The sequence below is a fragment of the Rothia nasimurium genome (assembly GCF_014217215.1).
GTDB lineage: Bacteria > Actinomycetota > Actinomycetes > Actinomycetales > Micrococcaceae > Rothia > Rothia avistercoris.
Map to the genome: position 1 here is coordinate 569165 of NZ_CP056080.1, position 18571 is coordinate 587735.

Sequence of the window (18571 nt, forward strand, 5' to 3'; positions counted from 1 at the left end):
GGCGGGTAGTTTCTTGGTTTAATGGGGTAGATAACTCGCGCCCCTTGGCTTTACCTCCGGTAGCGCCGATAGGGCTTTGCTTCGCCCAAACCTTCAGGAACAGTATGTCGCCTTCTTCGCCCCGTTATACCGAGATTGAACGCCCCGCTATGGTGCAAGATGCCTTGAACGCTATTGGTAGCTGGATGCTGGGTACGGTCAAGGTTGAACCCGGCTGGAATGAGCTGGTACTCGATATCAAGCCCCTATCTGAAACTGTATTTGTGCGCATTACTGAATCACGCGATGAGCAGGACTATGTGGGCACTGTGGGTCCGGTGAAATCTAATAGCCCTGTGCTTCCCGCTATTGAGCAGCTGCAGCACGCCTCTTTTGTCGAGGGGGAGGGCACCTGGTTCACCGCATCTGTGGTGATTACCGCAAGCAACTGGCCTGAGCCCCAGTACCAGATTGGGGCGTCCTACGACCGTGCCCACGAGCCGGTGGACTGGAACGGCGAGGGCCGCCTGAGTGCCCACGATATCCGCGCCCACTTTGAACTTTTCCCCCGCAACCCCGAGCACGTGCCTGACTGGGCTGCGGTGCGTCTGGCAGGACGCCGGGGCGCAGGTTTCGCTGAAACCGGTGGGGAAGGCGCCCTGCCTGTAGGCCCCGTCAACCGATATCTGACTGAGGCCCTGGCGGGCTTCGCAACTGCCAGGAGCGAGCAGTCCTTAGCGAACGTCGTCCGCACCGCCCAGGGCGGCAATCTCATCATGGATATCTCCCAGAGCACGGTGACTCCTGAGGGTACCCCTCAGCTCAACTACCAGGTGCTGCGCCTCGCTAACGGAATGAGGGCACTGACCGCCTACTCAGCAACTGAACCTGCTAAAACCTACTCAGCTCAGGTGCTGAACGCCCCTCACCCCCGCCTGGTGGTAGAACACGCCATGAAGGTTTTCCTGCAGGTAGCCCACGATGAAACAATAGATGTGCTGGTGCTGGACCCCGGTAGTGAGCACGAGTGCTTTATTGAAAAAGCCCAGATCCAGTGGGTGATTGGGTCCCCGCATAACATGCCGGCCCAACGAGCTCTCGTTGAAGAAAATATGCATGATCTGCTGATGGCTCTCACAGCCCCTGCGTCTGTGCTCCTGCTGGGTGTACGTGCAGATGACCCGGTAGGCCACCCTGTCATGCTTAAGAAAGACGATGACAGCGAAGAAAACATCGCCTTAGTCTTTACAACGGCTGCTGAAGTTGCTGCTCTTGACCCGACCCTGGTGGTACGTAGCGCCCCGGCACTCGAGGCCCTCAAACTCTTTGCCGCTGGTGAAAGTAGCGCTGTACGCATCAACGCCCTGGCACCCCACGCCACTCTCCCTATGGAACAGGTGCGCCAGCTCATTTCAGTAGTAGAATCTCAGTAAACCCCCACCCCCTTACTTCAGGAGTTCCCCCATGACAGGCGCCCTGCGCACGCTCGGCCTCACCGCGGCTCGTCATGCCCGAGCCACCATCGTGATATGGCTGGTACTTCTGATTCTTGCAGCCCTTGGGGCACTGACCCTAGCACGCGGTGCAACGGCTAACTACACCATGCCGGGGGCTTCTTTTGAAGCTGTGCGGGAAGACCTTCAAGCCAAGGTTCCCGACAACGGTATCTCTAGCGGCTACGTGGTTCTTGAAGCCGACAACGGTTTCGATGACACCCAGAAGCAGGCAATCGCCCAGGCTGTTACTACGATCGACCAGCTGCCCGAGGTTGCTGGTTCCCTTGACCCCTTCATGGCAGCAGATGCGGTGACCCAGGCGTCCGTGCAACTTGAGGACGCTAAAACCCAGCTAGCCCAAGCCAAGGCGCAGGTCGATGAGGGGCAGGCCCAGCTAGATGCCGCTAAAGCAGCCCTACCTCAGGGGCTGAGCTCAGAGGAAATTGCGGCACTAGCCCCCGACCTGGCGGCTCAAGAAACCGCCCTGGCGCAAGCCCGCACCACTCTGCGATCCAACCAGGATAAGGTCGATGCTGCCCAGCGCGAACTAGATGCGGCGGCAGACGCGAACATGGTGAGCGAAGACGGTACCGCTGCAATCGTCAATATCGCCTTCAACCAAGACACCAACTCCCTGCCCAGCTCGGTACGGGAAGAAGTCTTTAGCACCTTTGACACTCTCAAAGAGACCGGCCTGACCGTCAACTACAGCTACGAACTCGACCAGGACGTCAGCGACGTCTTCGGTATCTCAGAAATTATTGGCCTGGTCGTAGCCTTTATCGTCCTGCTGATTACCCTGGGGGCGGTCGTAGCCGCCGGTCTACCCCTGGTGCTTGCCCTCATCGGGGCCGGGACCGCCGTTGCCCTGGTGTACACCAGTACTGCCTTCATCGGTATGACTGCCACCGACCCCGTCCTCGCCCTCATGCTGGGTCTTGGCGTCGGTATCGACTACGCCCTGCTGATCCTCTACCGCTTCCGCGAAGAACTGCGCGACGGAGAAGACGTGCTGGAGGCAGTAGGCACCGCTAACTCAACAGCAGGTCACTCCGTGCTCTTTGCCGGAATGACTAACATCATCGCGCTGTCTGCCCTTTGCCTGACAGGCCTGCCCTTCCTCGCCATCATGGGCTTCGCCGGTGCCTTTGCCGTAGCCCTCGTCGTGGCTTCCTCGCTCACCCTGGTGCCGGCCGTCCTGAGTCTGCTGGGCACCCGCGTCCTCACCCGCGCTCAACGGGAGGAACTGAAACAGCTCAACCTGGCCCGCACCCAGGAAATCCAGGTACCCCGTAACCGCCGTGAAGCCTTCGCCGAAATCGAAGCTGCCTACAAGGGCTGGGGAGGCTTCGTGACCCGCCACCCCATTGCTATGACCCTCGTTTCGGTAGCTGTGCTGGTACTGGCGATTATCCCCACCACCTCCCTCCGACTGGGCCTGCCCGACGGCTCATACCAGGCCACCGACTCAACCTCCTACCAGGTCTACCAGACCATCTCCGAAAAGTTTGGTGAAGGCGTCAACGGGCCTATCATCGCGGGTCTTACCCTCACCGTCCCCGGCGACGAAGCCCGCCTGCGCGACGTAGCCCTCGACGTGGCAGACCGCCTTAAAAACAATAAAATCGAAAGCGTCGCTATCGTCGCTACCAGTGACGACAACGCCACCGCCATTTTGGCCTTCTTCCCCAGTGAAGGGCCCTCGGCAGACAGCACCCTCGCCACCGTTCATGCCATGAACGACAAACTGGAGGCCACCGAAAAAGCTACCGCAACCACCATCGGCCTGACCGGCTCCACCGTAGCCAACATCGAGATTTCAGAACGTATCTCAAGCTCTATCCCGCTCTACCTCGGGGTCGTGATTGCCCTTTGCCTGGTCCTGATGGCCTTTGTCTTCCGCTCCATTATCGTGCCGGTCACGGCCACTATCGGCTTCCTGCTGTCTACCCTGGCATCGTTCGGAGCCGTCGTCGCTGTTTACCAGTGGGGCTGGCTAGCTGACATCTTCGGCGTTACCCAGCCCGGGCCTATCCTGGCCTTCCTGCCCATCCTGCTCATCGGCATCCTGTTTGGCCTCTCGGTCGACTACCAAATCTTCATCGTCTCGGGCATGCGCGACGCCCACCGCAAGGGCCACTCGGCAGGCGATGCTGTCGTACTGGGCTACAAGCAAGGTGGCGCCGTTGTGACCGCCTGCGGCGTCATCATGGTCGCTGTTTTCGCCGGCTTCATCTTCTCCCACCTCACCGCAGTGCGCCCCATCGGCTTTGCCCTAGCCCTGGGCGTCGCCATGGATGCCTTCCTCATCCGCACCACCTTCATCCCCGCCACCATGTATATGCTGGGTGAAGCTGCCTGGTGGTGGCCCTTTGAAAAGAAAGAACGCGACGAAGAAGACACCCCCAAACACATCGCCGTCTAACGCCACACACCCTCACCCTGAGGGTCGTAAACCGGCCGCACCGTGTGCCGGACATGAAAAGCCGCCCCCGGCGTCCTTGAACATCAGGACGCCGGGGGCGGCTTTCTTGCGAAAAGCTAGGCTTTACCGCAGACCTTAGGTGGTCTGGGGAGTGGACTCGTCGCTCTTCTCGTTGTTGTGCTTGTAGGCCTCACGCACACGGGCGCCCAGCTCTTCGTGGACTGAATCCCAGTACTTGAAGGCACGCTCACGAATCTCGTCAGAGACAACAGCACCAACGTGACCGGCGATGTTCTCGACCAGGCGAGCCTTAGCGGCATCGTCCATGACATCGGCGTAGAGGGTGCGGGCCTGGCCGAAGTCATCGTCCTCAGCGTGCAGGGTGGCAGCAGCACGAACCAGGGCGCCGTCAGCTTCCCAAGAGCCCTCACCGGCGCGGGCAGCGTCAGCGTGGGGGCCACCGAAGGTGTTGGGGGCGTAGACGGGGGTGTCGGGGCTGTTGAAGGTGTAGCGCATAGCGCCGTCCTGGCTGTAGTTGTTGACTTCAGCGTTCTTCGCGTAGTTGACGGGCAGGTCAGCGAAGTTGGTGCCCACACGGTAGCGGTGCGCATCGGGGTAGGAGAAGATACGGCCCAGCAGCATCTTGTCGGGGGACGCTGCGATACCCGGAACGAAGTTGGAGGGTGAGAAGGTAGCCTGCTCAATCTGAGCGAAGAAGTTCTCGGGGTTCTTGTTCAGGGTCATCTTACCCACCTTGATCAGGGGGTAGTCAGCGTGGGGCCAGACCTTGGTCAGGTCGAAGGGGTTGAAGCGGTAGGTCTTGGCGTCCTCGTAGGGCATGACCTGAACGTAGAGAGTCCATGAGGGGAACTCGCCACGCTCGATAGCCTCGTAGAGGTCCTGGCGGTGGTAGTCAGCGTTTTCGCCAGCGATACGCTCAGCGTCAGCACCGGTCAGGAAGTCGTTGCCCTGGTCGGTCTTGAAGTGGTACTTGACCCAGAAACGCTCACCTTCGGCGTTGATCCACTGGTAGGTGTGTGAACCGAAGCCGTCCATGTGGCGCAGGGTAGCGGGGATGCCGCGGTCACCCATGAGCCAGGTTACCTGGTGCGCTGACTCGGTGCGCAGGCTCCAGAAGTCCCACTGCATGTCGTTGTTGCGTAGGCCATTGCCGGGCAGACGCTTCTGGGAGTGGATGAAGTCGGGGAACTTGATGGCGTCGCGGATGAAGAAGATGGGGGTGTTGTTGCCGACCAGGTCGTAGTTACCCTCGGTGGTGTAGAACTTGATGGCAAAACCGCGGGGGTCGCGCCAGGTGTCGGGTGAACCCTGCTCACCGGCAACGGTGGAGAAACGAATCAGCATCTCGGTGGATACACCGGGCTGGAAGAGAGCTGCGCGGGTGTACTTGGAGACATCTTCGGTGGTCTCAAAGACACCGAAGGCGCCAGTGCCCTTAGCGTGTACGACACGCTCGGGGACGCGCTCGCGGTTGAACTGGGCGAGCTTTTCGACGGTGTAGGCGTCGTGCAGGACGATGGGGCCGTCGGCACCTACGGTCAGGGAGTCGTTGTCTGAGGCAACGGGGGCACCCTGGGCGGTGGTGGTAAATGAACCGGTCTTAATCGGGTTGTTCATTTTTCCTACTTTCCTGTGTGGGGTTGTTTTCTGTCTGTCTCTAGGGGCGGTTCTAGTAGGCAGGCAGAGGGTAATGACGCTCTGCTCTAGCTGGCCAGTGCCTGGTTGGCAGCTGCCTGCTGGGCGAGGGCCACTTCTTTTTCATCGGCGTTTTGGCAGTCGGCGCAGATGCCTCGGTAGAGTACATCGGCGCTGAGAAGTGCCATGCCATGAAAATCGCTGGGGGTTAGGCAGGGGGCGGCCCCGATGGCGCAGTCCACGTCTTCGACCTTGCCGCAGCGGATGCAGTAGGCGTGGTGGTGGTTGTCGCCGGTGCGGGTCTCGTAGAGCCCTGCTGACCCCGGTGGTTCGAACTTGCGGAGCATGTTGATGTCGGTGAGGTCGGCAAGGACGACGTACACCGACTGTACGGTGATGCCCGGCAGTTCCTGGCGGACGGCGGTAACAATGGTGTCTGCGGTGGAGTGGGGGTTATCGTGCACAGCGGCAAGTACGGCTAGGCGCTGCTTGGTAACGCGGCGTCCCTTGGCTCGGAGCTGGGCCGACCAGGCTTCTTGGTAAGCACTAGCAGGGGGCTCGGTGCTGCCGGGGATGTGGCTGCAGCCGTTGGCTCCGAGGGTGCTCGTTGTTGACATCATGTCACCATAATATCATTATTCTGAGTCTCTCACAATAAGGTGAGGTTGGGGATTGCCTCAGGGTTGGCTGGGCTTGCCCCTCGTTGAGGGTGCCCAGTTGGTGCACCCAGCCCGTCCTGTTTCGGGCGCTGTTTGCCCGCGTCCTTGCCACTCGTTGGGCTGTAGCGCCGCTTCATTCCTCCAAAATCTAAAAAGTTTTTAAAAATTTTGCTTTGTAAAAAGGCTTGTCAGCGGCGTATTTAAGGGTTGGCGAAAAAGTTTTTTAAAAAAACTTCCTGTTTTCGCGTTATGAAACGGGCCCCAGCCACTCTTTATCTATGACAGCGAAAAACTGTCGAGTGTGCCTACCGGTTTCATGATCGCCTGGTAGCGCACCACCCCAATTTGCTATGGGAAGCAGAGCGGGGAACAAGGGAATAAAACGTGCCCGTCAATCGTGGGGATTCGACGAGCACAACGGCGCCTCCGTTGGGACTAGGGGAAAGCACCCCAACGGGCAGGGAGCCAACACTGTGATGTGTTAAGGTGCAGAGCCGCCGCTGCTGGAACTTATCGAGCGGCTCTGCCCACCACACGCCAAAGCAGCCCCACCGCACAGGGCCGTTCGCGGGTTCTGTGCTCGGGCAAATATACACAACCCAATACACTTTCAGATGCTTTCGCAGGCACTGAAACGCTAAGTGCCAACACTGTTCGTGGGTGGTGACGCACAAGCTACACACTCACCACCAAGCGGAGGTGCCTCCAGGGAAGGGCACCCGTCACTTCAAAGAGGGTAGGGAGGCTCGCACCGCTTAACCGCTAGGGACAACATCAGCTCGGCTCCTGCAGTCCGTAAGGAGCCGGGCTGCTGTTGTTCTTTCCACAAAACTACTGCACGCGCGGCAGAATCCCGATAGTCTAATAGAATGCTCCACCACTCTAACTAGGGGTAACTCGCATAAATCCAGGGATTTTCATGCAATCACACAACACCGCGCAACCAGCTACTGGCGGCCCCACCGACGAGCTGTTGCTCTCGGACGTCCGCGAAGGCAAGCTAGATTCGTTCGGCGTTCTGTATGAACGTTACGTGTCAATGGCTCGTGCCATTGCTTATAAGCACACCTCTAACAACACCCTCTCAGAAGACATCGTCTCGGAAGCCTTTGTGCGTGTGCTCCAGGCTCTCAAAAACGGTAAGGGCCCCCGAACATTCATGGGTGGGTACCTGGCCACCACTATCGCCCACCTGGCAGCGGAAAACGGGCTCATTGCTCAAAAGGAAGTTCCTAGTGAAGAGGAACACCTGGAGTCAATGGGTTCGCTGGACGAAACCGTCTTGAAATTACATGAGTCCGATGAGCTCATCAGTGCCTTTACAGGTTTGCCGGAACGTTGGCAGACCGTGCTCTGGATGACCGAGGTTGAAGATAAGAAGCCTCGCGAAGTTGCCCAGATCATGAACCTTTCTGCCAACGCTGTTTCGGCGCTGGCAGCCCGTGCTCGTGAGAGCCTTCGCGAAGGTTTCTTGCGGGCCCATCAGAACGCGCCGAAGACCGACGAATGCGCCCAGTACTCACCTCATCTGAGCTCTATGGTGCGTGGCTCCCTGACCAAAAAACGTAGCGAAGCCTTGCGTCTGCATCTGTCGGTGTGCTCCTATTGCACCTCGGAATATCTGACCCTGGCCGGTATCAACAAGTCCATGCGCGTTTGGGTTTTCCCCGTGCTGGCGGGCTTGGTGCCCGTTATTACCGATGGTTCCAAGGTGCTGCTGCCCTTCCTCGCCGGTGGCGTAGCCGGTGGAGCAGCCGCCGGTGCTGGAGTTCAGAGCGGTCTCTTCTCAGGGCTGGGGGGCGGACGCTGGACGCCCGGCAGCCAGGCTTTAGCGGGTGCTGCCGCTGTCGTAACCGCTATTGGTGCGGTTGCCGGTGGTATGGCTCTGGTCAATAATTCTTCGGCAGGGTCGGCGGCCATCAGCGCAGACTCTCAGCTGCAGACTCCGAAGGCTCAAGCAAATGAAGAAAATTCTGGAGTCACCGATAGCCTGGTGAATGAGCCCCAGAATGTTTCTAGGGGTATGACCGCTGAAACCCTTCGCTCATCTGTGGCTGCTAACGACCCTTCCGCAGTGCAGGGGAACAATAGCGCTAACGGCGGGGGCTCCACAAATTCTTTGGCCCAGGCAGCGGGTTCAGAAAATGCTACCTCCCAGCAGGCCGATGCTGACCAAGGCGCTAACGCTGCTGCCCCAGTAGCTAGTAGTGGCGAAACCGAATCTGCTGTGTCGACAGGCAACCCATCTGCCCCTTCGCAGGGGAACGCTGCCTCTGTTGCTGAGCCGGTTGCAGTGCAAGTCCCCAATGCTAATCCTGAGCTGCCTGGTGCCCCTGAAACACCTGCTAATCCTGTAGAGCCTAGTGCTCCAGTAGCTCCTTCTGCCCCGGTGGATTCGGCTATACCCGGTGAGCCGGTTGCGCCGACTGATCCTGTAGGGCCGGTGGCCCCTGCAGAGCCCAGTACACCAGAGCCTGAAGCTCCTGTGGTTCCTAGTGAACCTACTGACCCGGCCGAGCCTGTTGAACCGACCGACCCGACAGTTCCCGTTGAACCGACTGACCCGACGGTTCCCGTTGAACCGGTTGACCCTGTTGATCCCACGGTTCCGGTCGAGCCGACAATTCCAGACTATGATTCCTGGCTGGGAAGCGCTGACTACTACCAGCTCATAGCATCGATACCGTGGGACGCTATTGGTCAGCCCATCGGAGATAACCGGATGTGCATGATCACCTTTATCGTCACTGACACTGAAGGCGCCAACTGGCCCTCCGGTTTCGCCACCTACTTGCCGCCCGTCCTTATCGAATCTCCGTATGCCGCCTACCTGCTCGAAGGCTACCTCGGCCTCAGCAAGATTCAAGACATCACGTGCTACTAGATAAAAGCGCCTGCTGCTTCTCGTACGAGATACAGTAGGCGCTTTTCTCAAGCCTCTAGCGGAACACCGGGGATATCCCAGCTAGAACATCTACTCTGGTAATCAAGCCCCAACGAAAGGACTCTTTTATGCACAGCCATAACAACGGCCTCAAAACAGCCCTCTTGATGGGGTCAATGGTTGGTTTTCTCCTCCTCATCGGAGCAGGGTTTGCCTACTTCACCCGAAGCTCCATCTTTATCCTGATTTTTGGTCTTATCGGGGTAGGTACCGTAGCCTACACCTACTGGAACTCCGACAAGCTCGCTATCCGCTCCATGAACGCCTACCCGGTTACCCGCGAGCAGATTCCCGGCCTCTATGCCATCGTTGAAGAGCTCTCTGCTAAGGCAAACCAGCCCATGCCCAAGCTCTACGTTGCCCCGACCATGACCCCCAACGCCTTCGCTACTGGCCGTAACCCCCAGAACGCCGCGGTCTGCTGCACCGAGGGTATTCTGCAGCTACTCGATGAGCGCGAGATGCGCGGTGTGATTGGCCATGAGCTCATGCATGTTTACAACCGCGATATTCTGACCGGTTCAATTGCCGCCGCTATCGCATCTGTCATCGGTACTATCGCCCAGTTCGCTACCTTCGGCGCCATGTTTGGCGGTAACCGCGAAGAGAACCGCGGTGGTGGCCTCATCTTCACCCTACTCATCGCCTTCCTAGCGCCTCTGGCCTCAGCCGTTATGCAAATGGCTATTAGTCGCACCCGTGAATACGATGCCGACGAGGATGGCGCCCGCCTCACCGGCGACCCGCTGGCACTAGCATCCGCCCTGCACAAGCTGGAAAACGGGGTGTCACGCTACCCCATGAACCCCGAAAACCGCCAAACCGCAGGTGCAGCCTCCATGATGATTGCTAACCCCTTCCGAGGCGGTGGTTCGATTAAGAACCTGATGGCTACCCACCCACCCATGGCTGACCGTATCGCCCGCCTCGAAAATATGGCTCGTCAGAACGGGCAGCTCTAGACCTCAGATCACGCTGACTAAAAGTTGACCGTACAAATCTGAACAGGTTAAAGAAGCGCTCCCCGCATACCAGGTATGCGGGGAGCGCGTTTGAGGGGCGGACGTCCGCCACGGGGCAGTTGCCTAGCGGTAGTTAACGAACTGCAGGTCAACCTCAAGGTCGGCGCCCTTGAGCAGAGCAATGACGTCCTGCAGGTCATCGCGGGACTTAGAGGTTACGCGCAGCTCATCGCCCTGAATGGTGGCCTTGACCGATTTGGGGCCCTCCTCGCGAATGAGCTTAGAGATTTTCTTGGCCTGGTCCTGGGCAATACCCTCCTTGATGGAAGACTCAATGCGGTATTCCTTGCCTGACGCGTAGGGGGCGCCGGAATCAAGGGACTTGAGCGAGATACCGCGCTTGACCAGCTTGGACTGGAAGACATCGAGCACGGCCAGAGCACGCTCTTCGGAGTTTGCCTTAATCAGGATCTTTTCGCCGGAGAAATCAATCTCAGCGCCGACACCGCGGAAGTCATAGCGCTGGGCTACTTCCTTCTGGGCCTGGTTGAGGGCGTTAGAAACTTCCTGCTTATCGACCTTTGAAACAACGTCGAATGATGAATCGCTTGCCACGGGTATTTACCTCTTCTGCTTGTAGACGGTGTGACTTATGCCCCTGACATAACGGTGCGGGGAGGGGCTTCTCTACAAAGGTACCCTGTTTTTCGGAGGGTATGCAGGTTATCTCAATCGTTATGAAACTGTGACACCATTCTCAGCTAAAGTTCATCTTGGTTTGGGAGGATAAAGTCATGGCTGAAAAGAAGACAGCTGCCCACGCTGCAGCCGGTATACAGCCCGGCTCAGGAACCACTCCGGCAGCGCACCAGGTACTAGCTGTAACCGACGAGACCATGCAACGAGCGTATGAAGCTCTCGTTGCAGATTTGACGATGGAAGGCTTTGTGGCCTCCGATGAGTCGCATGCGTCGAACGGAGTCTCGCCTAAGACCGAACAGGCCCCAGATTTTGCCCGTGGGCTAGGTCAAACCCTGCACGATGCTGATTTAGTCGCTAGATTCGAGGGCGTGAAAGAAAACCTCTCCCGCGAAATTCGTGGCGGTATGTGCACCCCCGACCAGGCTTATGCCTACCTAGAAAACCTTGAAATATTGCTCCTGCTAGAGCAAGAAGCCCTCGCGACAAGCTCTGCATCCAACTAGCCTCACCCCGACCGGCCTCCGCTCTCACAGCGCGCCGGTCGGCCCGCTTAAGTGGTCTTTACAACAAAAGCTACTTTCGGTTTGGCAAGCTGCCTAAAAGTGTGTAAAGTATTCTACTGTTCGCTCAAACGAACACATTCAAGAAATTGAATACGGCAGATTACCCGAGCGGCCAAAGGGGGCTGACTGTAAATCAGCTGGCATTGCCTACGGGGGTTCAAATCCCTCATCTGCCACAGTGAAAATCCCGCCTCACACGAGGCGGGATTTTTTATTCCCATCGTGGGCTAGCTTCATTATCAGAGAAACCGGCCACAGTCTTTAGACAAGCCCCGATAAAACCGGTAGCGTGTTTCTCATGGCAACCATTGAAATTACCCAGGAAAACCTGACCCAGAACGTCGAAAACTCAGACATTCTCTTCCTCGACTTCTGGGCCGATTGGTGCGGCCCCTGCAAGCAGTTTGGCCCCATCTTCGAAGCTGCATCTGAAAAGCACGCCGATATCACCTTCGGCAAGGTCGACACCGAAGACCAGCAGCAGCTGGCCGCCGCAGCAGGTATCACCTCTATCCCCACCATCATGGGCTTCCGCGAGGGCGTTCTCGTCTTCTCTCAGCCCGGTGCCCTGAATGCCCAGCAGTTCGACCAGATTATCGACGCGGTCAAGGGTCTGGATATGGCCGAGGTGCACAAGCAGGTTGCCGAGGCTGAAGCAGCCCAGGCTGAGCAGGCCTAAAGCCACTAACTTTCTTTATATAAGTCGCCCTCCCCCTAACTGGGGGAGGGCGACTTCGTCTTAGAAGGAGCGCATATCCTGCGGGGCATACCGGGGGCCGCGGCGCGGTTCGCTGATCCCGGCGGCCTTGATGAGGGCCACGACCCGCTGGCGGTGCCCGGCATAGGGGGCAAGTAGCTCTACCATGCGGGCGTCATCGCCGCGGGTACCATCGAAGGCGTAGGTGACGTGGTGGGCAAGGTGGTAGTCGCCCACGCTGACGGCGTCGGGGTGGCCGCAGTAGCGTTGCAGGGTTTCTGCGATGGTCCAGGGGCCAATACCGGGAACCGAGTTGAGCGCCCGGGCGAGTTCGCTCACGCTGTGCTGGGAGGCAAACCGTTCGAAGGACTCAGCCCGGTTCGCATAGTGCGCCATGGCAGATGAGCGGGAGCGGTCAAAGCCGGCGCGGTGGTAGGCCCAGTCAGGAATCTGGGCAAAGGCGGACGCCTGCGGGAAAATAACAAGCCCCGGCGGCTGGTCGGGGAGCCCAGTTGCAAGAGCTGGTTCACCGTACTGGCGTAGCAGGGCCCGCATACCTCCCATAGCCTCGATGCCGGTGACTCGCTGTTCGGTGATGGCCAGTAGCAGGTTCTGCGAGAGCAGGCCAATAGAGGGTAGCCGCAGCCCCGGCGCCTCGGCCCGGGCCCGCACCAGTCTAGCGGGTAGCTTCCCCCAGGCCTCTGAGGCGTAGAAGCCGGCCCAGCGGTCCTGCTCACCCACCCAGCCCGGCACGCGAGCCGCAAAAGCTTCCAAGGCGGACGCAGATGATGTACCGCTAGGGGAGCTGTCACCTGCCCAAACCGTTACCTCAATCGGGGCACACAGGTCGGCGGGGCGCGTCCTGGCAAAACGAACAAGCAGCCCCACCCCAGCTTCGCGGGCAGTCGCCCAAAAAACAGGGCCAGCAGGCCCGGCTACCTGACGAAAGAGGGGGTCAAAGGCTCCGCGCTGTAGGGGCGCAAAGGTCTGGCCCAGGTGTACCCGATGGGTTGGTTCCAGAACAAAACGCGCGCGTAACATGCTCACCATCGTCTCACACCCGCTCTACCTGACCCACAGAACTACTTTGCTGTCTATACTCGTACAAGACGCCGCACCCGTGGCACCTACCCCAACCTCAGACGAAGAAGGCGCATGAGCTCCCCCCTACTGCCCGCAGAAGCCCACCCCATCAGGGCGCGTATCAGCGCTGCAGCCCTGGCCCTAGCTGTCTTTGCCCTTTACAGCGTCTACTCCTGGCTGCAGTGGCGGCACTACGTGGTGCCCTCCTGGGATCTGGGTATCTTCTCGCAGCTGGCTAAGGCATATGCCTCGGGCCAGGCCCCGATTGTGCCGATCAAGGGGGAGGGGTTCAACCTGCTGGGGGACCACTTCCACCCCGTCACGGTGCTACTGACTCCCTTCTACTGGCTCTGGCCTACACCCGCCACCCTGCTCTATGTACAAAACGGGCTGGTCGCCCTATCTGTCTACCTGCTAGTGCGTTTTGCCCAGCGAATCCTGGCCCCCTGGGCAGCCCTGGCCCTGGGCCTTGCCTACGCCCTGAGCTTCGGTATTCAGCAGGCTGTAGCCGTTCAATTCCACGAGGTTGCCTTCGCCCTGCCCCTGTTCGTCATGAGCCTGGGCTACCTGGCTATGACCCGCCTGACGGATGCCCCCGCCCCCCTGCTGCGCCGTGCCATCTACTGGGCTGCCCCCCTGGTCTTCGTCAAAGAGGACGTCGGCATCACGGTTTTCGTGATCGGGCTCGTCGCCCTGGCCCGCACCGGCTGGCTCTCAACCGCCAGCAGCATAGCCTTCCCGTCGGCGTCCGCCCCGGTACGCCCCCGCCGCGAACGCTACCGCACCCTGCTGCGTTCCTGGGGCAACACCCCCGCGGTCGCCGAAGCCAGCCTACTCATGCTCTGGGGAATAGTCTGGCCCCTGCTCGCCATTGGCCTTATCCTGCCCCACTTCAACACCGGGGGAGTCTTCGACTACTCCGACAAACTCGACATCGCAGCGGCTATTGGTGACCCCCTCAGTGCCTTCGCCCAGCTCTTCTACCCCTGGCAAAAAACCGCCACGCTCGGCCTGCTCCTGCTCACCGGCGTCCTGGCCTGGACCACCAGCCCCCTCGCCCTCATCGCAGCCCCCACCCTCATCTGGCGTTTCCTTTCACCCCAAGAGGGCTACTGGGAACCCACCTGGCACTACAACCTCGTGCTCATGCCCATCGTCTTCACCGCCCTGCTCGATGTGCTTGCCCGCGCCGTCGCCCGCACACACGTCCCCGCCTATCGGCTCGGGGCAACACCCGCCGGACGCACCGTCCGTACAATCCTTGCAACCCTGCGCCACCGCGCCCCGGTAGCCCTGCCCGCGCTCGCCCTCATCATCGGCCTAGGACTCCTGCCCAACCAGCCCCTGGCCCAGCTGACTGACCCAGACTTTGCCACCACGGAGCTTTCCACCGCTGACCAGATGAAGGCCGAAGCTATTGCCGCTATCCCAGAAGGTGCCACCGTAGCTGCCGACCTCTCCGTCCTCACCTACCTGGTGCCCAACCACACCGCCTACTGGATCGGCCACTCCGGGGAACCCGGCCCCGACTACGTGCTCGTCGACAAACTTGGCAGCGCCTGGGGCGGCAACCCGCCCAGCAGCGCCGTCGCCTACGCCACCGACCGCTACGGTACCGCCACCTACATTCACTACCGCACCATCGGCACCATCGACATCGCCGTCCGCACCCGCTAGCTGTACCCTCTATCACCACCCGGGCCCAAAACGCCCAAACTAGGGTAGAATTGAAAACGTAAGACTCGGGAACCCCCGACCATTTCTCTTCAGCGCCCACGCCCGCTACTGGCACACAACCACAGGGCCACGCGCGTTCAACGAACATACTTAGGCTAAGCAGACCGTTGAACCTTCGACTAGAGAACCTGATGTGTAATCAGCTCGCCCAAGCGCGCACCCCTGATAGCCAGCGCCCACGAACCGAAGACCTCTGATCTTTGAGGCCCCTCGCGAGCATTCCACGGGGACACCCCGTACAGCACCTCCACCTCAGTGAGAGTGCTGAAACCCCACTCGATGAGGACAACATTGACTGAAAATACTGCCGTTAACGCAGAAACCGCAACCGACGCCATCTTCCAGGAACCGGTTGTAGACACCCCCACCCAGCAGGTAGAAAAGGACGAGGACGGCGGCACCCGCTTCACCGACCTGGGCCTGGACGCCCGCGTCCTGGCAGCCCTCGAAAAAGTCGGCTACGAAAAGCCCTCACCCATCCAGGCTGAAACCATCCCCCTGCTGCTTGAAGGCCGTGACGTCGTCGGCCTAGCCCAGACCGGCACCGGCAAGACCGCAGCCTTCGCCCTACCTGCCCTCTCAACCCTGGCAGAACTGGCCGACATCAACGGCGTCTCCAAAGACACCCAGGTACTCGTCCTAGCCCCCACCCGCGAACTGGCCCTGCAGGTTGCCGAAGCCTTCTCGTCCTACGCAACCGAAATGCCCGACTTCACCGTGCTGCCCGTCTACGGCGGCTCACCCTACGGCCCCCAGCTGGCGGGCCTCAAGCGCGGCGCCCAGGTCGTTGTCGGTACCCCCGGCCGCGTCATCGACCACCTGAAAAAGGGCTCCCTGGACCTCTCCAATCTGCAGTACCTCGTACTGGATGAAGCCGACGAAATGCTCCGCATGGGCTTCGCCGAAGACGTAGAACAGATCCTTGCAGACACCCCCGACTCCAAGCAGGTTGCCCTCTTCTCAGCAACCATGCCCAAGACCATCCGCAAGATCGCTGAGCAGTACCTCAACGACCCCGCAGAAGTGCGCGTCAAGTCAAAGACCACCACCAGCGCCAACATCCGCCAGCGCTACATGCAGGTCATGCACTCCCACAAGCTCGAAGCCATGACCCGCGTGCTTGAGGTCGAAGACTACGACGGCATCATCGCCTTCGTCCGCACCAAGAAGGAAACCGAAGAAGTCGCCGACAAGCTCAAGGCCCGCGGCTACCAGGCTGCCGCCATCAACGGCGATATTCCCCAGAACCAGCGCGAACGCACCGTTGAAGCCCTGCGCGATGGCCGCATCGACATCCTGGTCGCCACCGACGTTGCCGCCCGCGGCCTCGACGTCGAGCGCATCTCCCTGGTCGTCAACTTCGATATCCCCCACGACACCGAATCCTACGTGCACCGCATCGGCCGAACCGGCCGCGCAGGCCGCGCAGGCGAAGCCATCCTCTTCATGACCCCGCGTGAAAAGTACATGCTGCGTCAGATCGAAAAGGCAACCCGCCAGCAGGTCGAACAGATGCACATGCCCACCGTTGAAGATGTCAATACCAACCGCAAGCAGAAGTTTGCCCAGCAGATCACCGACACCATCGAAACCGAAGATCTCAGCTTCTTCCGCGAACTCATCGACGCCTACGCCAATGAACACGACGTTGAAGGTGAAGAAATCGCAGCAGCCCTGGCCGTCATCGCCCAGCAGGGTCACCCCTTCCTGGCCGAAGAAATGCCCGAACCCAAGAGCAAGAAGCGCGACCGTGACCGCGACTTCGACCGCGACGACAAGCCCCGCGGCGGCCGCCGCCACTCCGAAGAAGGCATGGTCGACTTCAAGCTCAACGTAGGCCGTTCCTCCCACGTCTCACCCGCAGCTATCGTCGGTGCCCTCACCAACGAAGGCGGCCTCAAGGGCAAGCAGGTCGGCGCAATCGACATCCGCCAGCACTTCACCATCGTTTCCCTCCCCGAAGCAGAACTGCCCGGTGACTTCTTCGACCGCCTGCGCGACACCCAGGTAGCCGGCGAATTCATCAACATCAAGCGCGACCGCGGCCCCAAGGGCGGCGGAGGCGGACGCAAGTTCGACCGCGACGACCGCGGCTTCGGTAAGAAGGACTTCGGCGGCAAGAAATTTGATCGTGACGACCGCGGCTTTGGCGGAAAGAAAAAGTTCGACCGTGACGACCGTTTCGGCAAGAAGGACTTTGGCGGCAAGAAGAAGGGCCGCAAGAAGTTCTAAGAATAAGGTTCTGCAGGCTCCCGCTCGCTGCCGACCCTCTCGCTGGTTCGCTGACGCTCACAAGCGATTCACGCCAGCCCCGCAGCCAGCAGCTTCGCTGCGAGCCTGCGCCCCCTTACCCATAGAGCACCATTTCAACTTGTGCCCTAGAACACCCAAAAAAACAGGTTCTAGATTTGCGTCTTCCAAAGGTTGTACCGTAAGCTAGTATCTGTTGCCCCGATAGCTCAGTGGTAGAGCGCCATCTTGGTAAGATGGAGGTCCCGGGATCGATTCCCGGTCGGGGCTCTGTATGAGCCCAAAAGTTCATACTTGGCGGTGTAGCTCAGCTGGTTAGAGCGCACGACTCATAATCGTGAGGTCGACGGATCGAGCCCGTCCACCGCTACGCCCCGATAGCTCAGTGGTAGAGCGCCATCTTGGTAAGATGGAGGTCCCGGGATCGATTCCCGGTCGGGGCTCAGATAACCTGTCAAGCATTAGCTTGGCAGGTTTTTTGTTTGTAGAGTGGTTTCTATGGCTATTAACCAAGAGATCGTAGGCCGCACCTACCCGGCCACAGAGCCCTATCTGGTGGGGCGAGAGAAAATCCGTGAATTCGCTACAGCCGTGAAGGCCACCAGCCCCCTGCACTTTGACGTGCAGGCCGCCCAGCGCGCAGGCTACAGCGACCTGATTGCCCCTCCCACCTTCGCCATTATTCTGGCCCAGAAGGCAGACGCTGCCCTGATTGGTGACCCCGAAGCCGGTATTGACTTCTCCCGCGTGGTCCACGCTGACCAGCGCTTCACCCACCACCGCCCAATCGTGGCAGGGGACGAGCTGCTGACTGAGGTGCACGTCGATAGCGTGCGCGTCATGGGAGCCGGCGCTATGCTGACCACCCGCGAAGAAATCACCACTGTAGAGGGCGAAAAGGTCGCCACCTGCATCTCATCACTGCTGGTTCGGGCGGAGGACTAACCCATGGCTATCTCTTTTGACTCCCTTGAAAAGGGTGCCGAGATCGGTGCCCGTCAGATTCCTGTCACCCGCGCTGACCTGGTGGCCTACGCGGGCGCGTCCGGCGACTTCAACCCCATCCACTGGAACGAGCGCTTCGCAACCGCTGTGGGCCTGCCCGGTGTCATCGCCCACGGCATGTTCACCATGGGCGCTGCCGTACAGCTGGTGACCGACTGGGTGGGCGACGCCGGTGCGATTGTGGACTACCAGACCCGCTTCTCCAAGCCGGTTCCGGTACCCGATGCTGATGACACGGCCTCCCCGGCTACCGGCGGAAACGTCATCTCGGTTGCCGGTAAGGTCGGTGCCCTGGATGCGGACGCCCGCACCGCCCGCATCGACCTGACCGTCACCGCCCCCGACTGCGAGGGCAAAGAGCAGAAGGTGCTGATGAAGGCGCAGGCACTAGTACAGCTAACCGCCTAAAGAAT

Annotated in this window: 14 protein-coding genes and 4 tRNA genes; 14 read left to right on the top strand and 4 right to left on the bottom strand. The window is 59.8% G+C overall.

All coding sequences use genetic code 11. The features are described from left to right. Positions 1-104 precede the first annotated feature (104 nt). Positions 105-1412, top strand: a complete 1308-nt coding sequence (locus HWU94_RS02750) for an SseB family protein (protein WP_185174216.1) — start codon at positions 105-107, stop codon at positions 1410-1412. A gap of 31 nt (positions 1413-1443) precedes the next feature. Next, on the top strand, positions 1444-3900 hold the full coding sequence (locus HWU94_RS02755; protein ID WP_185174217.1) for an MMPL family transporter: 2457 nt from the start codon (positions 1444-1446) through the stop codon (positions 3898-3900). 135 nt (positions 3901-4035) lie between these two features. Here the strand turns inward: HWU94_RS02755 and HWU94_RS02760 are convergent, their stop codons facing one another. Together HWU94_RS02760 and HWU94_RS02765 are read right to left on the bottom strand one after the other, a co-directional pair. After that, a complete protein-coding gene (locus HWU94_RS02760) occupies positions 4036-5538 on the bottom strand; it encodes a catalase (RefSeq protein ID WP_185174218.1) in 1503 nt (500 codons plus the stop codon). 86 nt (positions 5539-5624) lie between these two features. Further along, the gene (locus HWU94_RS02765; protein WP_244956006.1) at positions 5625-6176 is read right to left on the bottom strand and encodes a Fur family transcriptional regulator; all 552 of its coding nucleotides are present in this window, start codon (positions 6174-6176) and stop codon (positions 5625-5627) included. Between the two features lie 958 nt (positions 6177-7134). Between HWU94_RS02765 and HWU94_RS11520 the strand changes: the two genes are divergently transcribed. Both HWU94_RS11520 and htpX read left to right on the top strand, forming a co-directional pair. Continuing rightward, entirely contained in the window at positions 7135-9099 is a 1965-nt protein-coding gene (locus HWU94_RS11520; protein WP_221625857.1) for a sigma-70 family RNA polymerase sigma factor, read from the top strand. 128 nt (positions 9100-9227) lie between these two features. Next, positions 9228-10121, top strand: a complete 894-nt coding sequence (htpX, locus tag HWU94_RS02775) for a zinc metalloprotease HtpX (RefSeq protein ID WP_135012477.1) — start codon at positions 9228-9230, stop codon at positions 10119-10121. Between the two features lie 123 nt (positions 10122-10244). On the opposite strand, the gene HWU94_RS02780 is transcribed toward htpX, so the two are convergent. After that, positions 10245-10736 (bottom strand): YajQ family cyclic di-GMP-binding protein, encoded by a 492-nt coding sequence (locus HWU94_RS02780; RefSeq protein ID WP_185174219.1) that lies wholly within the window; start codon positions 10734-10736, stop codon positions 10245-10247. Between the two features lie 179 nt (positions 10737-10915). Between HWU94_RS02780 and HWU94_RS02785 the strand changes: the two genes are divergently transcribed. From HWU94_RS02785 to HWU94_RS02795, 3 genes are all read left to right on the top strand, one after another. After that, positions 10916-11326, top strand: a complete 411-nt coding sequence (locus HWU94_RS02785; RefSeq protein ID WP_185174220.1) for a hypothetical protein — start codon at positions 10916-10918, stop codon at positions 11324-11326. A 154-nt stretch (positions 11327-11480) separates the two neighbouring features. Then, positions 11481-11562, top strand: a tRNA-Tyr gene (locus HWU94_RS02790). Between the two features lie 122 nt (positions 11563-11684). After that, on the top strand, positions 11685-12065 hold the full coding sequence (locus HWU94_RS02795; protein WP_135012472.1) for a co-chaperone YbbN: 381 nt from the start codon (positions 11685-11687) through the stop codon (positions 12063-12065). A gap of 60 nt (positions 12066-12125) precedes the next feature. Here HWU94_RS02795 and HWU94_RS02800 read toward each other — a convergent pair whose 3' ends face one another. Then, a complete protein-coding gene (locus tag HWU94_RS02800; protein WP_185174221.1) occupies positions 12126-13124 on the bottom strand; it encodes a DNA-3-methyladenine glycosylase in 999 nt (332 codons plus the stop codon). A 114-nt stretch (positions 13125-13238) separates the two neighbouring features. Between HWU94_RS02800 and HWU94_RS02805 the strand changes: the two genes are divergently transcribed. The 7 genes from HWU94_RS02805 (at position 13239) to HWU94_RS02835 (ending at position 18566) form a co-directional block, all read left to right on the top strand. Beyond that, a complete protein-coding gene (locus HWU94_RS02805; protein WP_185174222.1) occupies positions 13239-14843 on the top strand; it encodes a DUF2079 domain-containing protein in 1605 nt (534 codons plus the stop codon). A gap of 339 nt (positions 14844-15182) precedes the next feature. Beyond that, positions 15183-17135, top strand: coding sequence for a DEAD/DEAH box helicase (locus tag HWU94_RS02810; protein WP_185174223.1), 1953 nt, complete (start codon positions 15183-15185; stop codon positions 17133-17135). A 216-nt stretch (positions 17136-17351) separates the two neighbouring features. Further along, positions 17352-17423: transfer RNA gene (locus HWU94_RS02815), tRNA-Thr, on the top strand. Between the two features lie 26 nt (positions 17424-17449). Continuing rightward, positions 17450-17523: transfer RNA gene (locus HWU94_RS02820), tRNA-Met, on the top strand. Position 17524: 1 nt separating this feature from the next. After that, a tRNA-Thr gene (locus HWU94_RS02825) sits at positions 17525-17596 on the top strand. A 55-nt stretch (positions 17597-17651) separates the two neighbouring features. Continuing rightward, entirely contained in the window at positions 17652-18098 is a 447-nt protein-coding gene (locus HWU94_RS02830; protein ID WP_185174224.1) for a MaoC family dehydratase N-terminal domain-containing protein, read from the top strand. Positions 18099-18101: 3 nt separating this feature from the next. Next, positions 18102-18566: a MaoC family dehydratase gene (locus tag HWU94_RS02835; protein WP_185174225.1), complete on the top strand. Its 465-nt coding sequence runs from the start codon at positions 18102-18104 to the stop codon at positions 18564-18566. The last annotated feature ends 5 nt before the right edge of the window (positions 18567-18571 follow it).

What these genes read in the sequence shown, in the direction of transcription:
- HWU94_RS02750 (WP_185174216.1), top strand. Translation starts at nt 105, where the DNA reads ATGTCGCCTTCTTCGCCCCGTTATACCGAGATTGAACGCCCCGCTATG.
- HWU94_RS02755 (WP_185174217.1), top strand. Translation starts at nt 1,444, where the DNA reads ATGACAGGCGCCCTGCGCACGCTCGGCCTCACCGCGGCTCGTCATGCC.
- HWU94_RS11520 (WP_221625857.1), top strand. Translation starts at nt 7,135, where the DNA reads ATGCAATCACACAACACCGCGCAACCAGCTACTGGCGGCCCCACCGAC.
- HWU94_RS02765 (WP_244956006.1), bottom strand. Translation starts at nt 6,176, where the DNA reads ATGATGTCAACAACGAGCACCCTCGGAGCCAACGGCTGCAGCCACATC.
- htpX (WP_135012477.1), top strand. Translation starts at nt 9,228, where the DNA reads ATGCACAGCCATAACAACGGCCTCAAAACAGCCCTCTTGATGGGGTCA.
- HWU94_RS02795 (WP_135012472.1), top strand. Translation starts at nt 11,685, where the DNA reads ATGGCAACCATTGAAATTACCCAGGAAAACCTGACCCAGAACGTCGAA.
- HWU94_RS02835 (WP_185174225.1), top strand. Translation starts at nt 18,102, where the DNA reads ATGGCTATCTCTTTTGACTCCCTTGAAAAGGGTGCCGAGATCGGTGCC.
- HWU94_RS02830 (WP_185174224.1), top strand. Translation starts at nt 17,652, where the DNA reads ATGGCTATTAACCAAGAGATCGTAGGCCGCACCTACCCGGCCACAGAG.
- HWU94_RS02760 (WP_185174218.1), bottom strand. Translation starts at nt 5,538, where the DNA reads ATGAACAACCCGATTAAGACCGGTTCATTTACCACCACCGCCCAGGGT.
- HWU94_RS02800 (WP_185174221.1), bottom strand. Translation starts at nt 13,124, where the DNA reads ATGTTACGCGCGCGTTTTGTTCTGGAACCAACCCATCGGGTACACCTG.
- HWU94_RS02805 (WP_185174222.1), top strand. Translation starts at nt 13,239, where the DNA reads ATGAGCTCCCCCCTACTGCCCGCAGAAGCCCACCCCATCAGGGCGCGT.
- HWU94_RS02785 (WP_185174220.1), top strand. Translation starts at nt 10,916, where the DNA reads ATGGCTGAAAAGAAGACAGCTGCCCACGCTGCAGCCGGTATACAGCCC.
- HWU94_RS02810 (WP_185174223.1), top strand. Translation starts at nt 15,183, where the DNA reads ATGAGGACAACATTGACTGAAAATACTGCCGTTAACGCAGAAACCGCA.